At 31.4% G+C, this 1,609-nt stretch carries 2 protein-coding genes; both read left to right on the top strand.

The genetic code is table 11. The annotated features are described in order from the left end of the window. The first annotated feature begins 104 nt into the window (after positions 1-104). Complete coding sequence (locus Q0739_RS14770; RefSeq protein ID WP_298239508.1) at positions 105-677, top strand: hypothetical protein; 573 nt, start codon at positions 105-107, stop codon at positions 675-677. Between the two features lie 153 nt (positions 678-830). Continuing rightward, positions 831-1,409 (top strand): hypothetical protein, encoded by a 579-nt coding sequence (locus tag Q0739_RS14775; protein ID WP_298239509.1) that lies wholly within the window; start codon positions 831-833, stop codon positions 1,407-1,409. Positions 1,410-1,609 lie beyond the last annotated feature (200 nt).

Raw genomic sequence — 1,609 nt, forward strand, 5'->3', positions numbered from 1 at the left:
GTCCTGTTTTGCTACATCTGATTTTCCTGCAGAAAATCCTCACGCACAAAACCGCACTAATCTTATACATAAACGTTACAAACAATTTAAACCCAAAATTACGAATGAAAAAACTGAACTTATTCTTTACACTTTTAATCGGATTAACAATTTTATCTTGCTCATCGGACGACGACAACGGAAATCAAACAGATGTTTCTGGAGAACTAATTGTTAACGGACAATCTTTTGAATTGACAAAAGGGTATATTATTCCTAACACACCTCAATCTGACCCAAGAAGATTTTACTTCTCACTAACAAACGGAGATATGACATATGAAAATAATGAATTTACTTTTTCTGATAATATAACTCAATTAATTGATTTCAATATGTATAGTTCTGTAGAAGGTGATGGAGATATAGAAAATACAACTTATCCAATTTATGATTTTTCCGACCCAAATTTCGACTCTGACAATGCTTGGATAGACCATTCAGGAGTTAATACTAATGTTGTTATTGAAAACGGAAACTATGTTTCAACAAACTCTTTAAGTTCTGATGATATGGATGGTCAAGCAACCATTATAATAAATAATAACGACACTTATACAATTACATTTTCTTATACTAATAATCAAAATATAGTTTCTGGAACTTTTACTGGACCATTAATAAATTTACTGGAATAAAAACTGTTTGTAACAAAGTATAAAATTAATGCTCGGGTCTGTGCTTAATCCAGCGATTAGTCCTGTTTTGTTACATCTGATTTTCCTGCGGAAAATCCTCGCACACAAAACCGCACTAATCTTATACATAAACGTTGTGGTTAATTTGAGAAAATGAGTTATCGAAAACCAAATTTATACGAAATATTGGAGCATCTTGAAAAGAGGAAAGCAATGTATTTGGGCAATGAATACACTTTCCATTCTTTAGATGCATTTATAACAGGTTTTGGGATAGGTTGCGACAGAGAACAACTCGAAACCGAACAGTTCAATAATTTTTCTGACTTCAATATCTGGATTCTTGGACATTTACCAGAACATTTTGGACAAAGTGGTGGATGGCATTGGCAAATATCAAACAGAAACCCAAATAATGACGAAAATGCTTTTAAAGAGTTCTTTGAATTTTTAGAAATATTTAAAACTGCAAAAAAAGAGAAAGAAAAAATTGAAGTTGAAAAGTTTGAATTTGAAAAATCGGAATTCAATACTAAAACAAAAATTCAAGTAAATAAAAGAGAAATAGTCGATTCCATTTATAAAGTAACTATGGAACACTCAAAGACTATTTGGATTGAAGGATACAACCAAAAAAGACTGACTTATGACCGTTGGTTTTTATCGGAGAATGAATACAAAAATGCCATAACGGAATTGAGTAAAATAAAACTAATCGACTTAAAAAACTAACCACAACACCGTGTATAATTCATTGCTAGTACTCGCCTACTTACGAAAATCCTCGCGAATTTTCTATTCGGTTTGTATTTGCAAATTTTGTTGCTGAAACACGCAACGAAATCATACACAAACACGTTACAAAAAATAGCTCCGAAAAACTTCGCGCTGATTTTAAGCTGAATAAATTGAATTTGAAATTATTCGGATTT

The sequence above is a fragment of the uncultured Algibacter sp. genome, from assembly GCF_947487605.1.
Taxonomy (GTDB): domain Bacteria; phylum Bacteroidota; class Bacteroidia; order Flavobacteriales; family Flavobacteriaceae; genus Algibacter_D.

What these genes read in the sequence shown, in the direction of transcription:
- Q0739_RS14770 (WP_298239508.1), top strand. Translation starts at nt 105, where the DNA reads ATGAAAAAACTGAACTTATTCTTTACACTTTTAATCGGATTAACAATT.
- Q0739_RS14775 (WP_298239509.1), top strand. Translation starts at nt 831, where the DNA reads ATGAGTTATCGAAAACCAAATTTATACGAAATATTGGAGCATCTTGAA.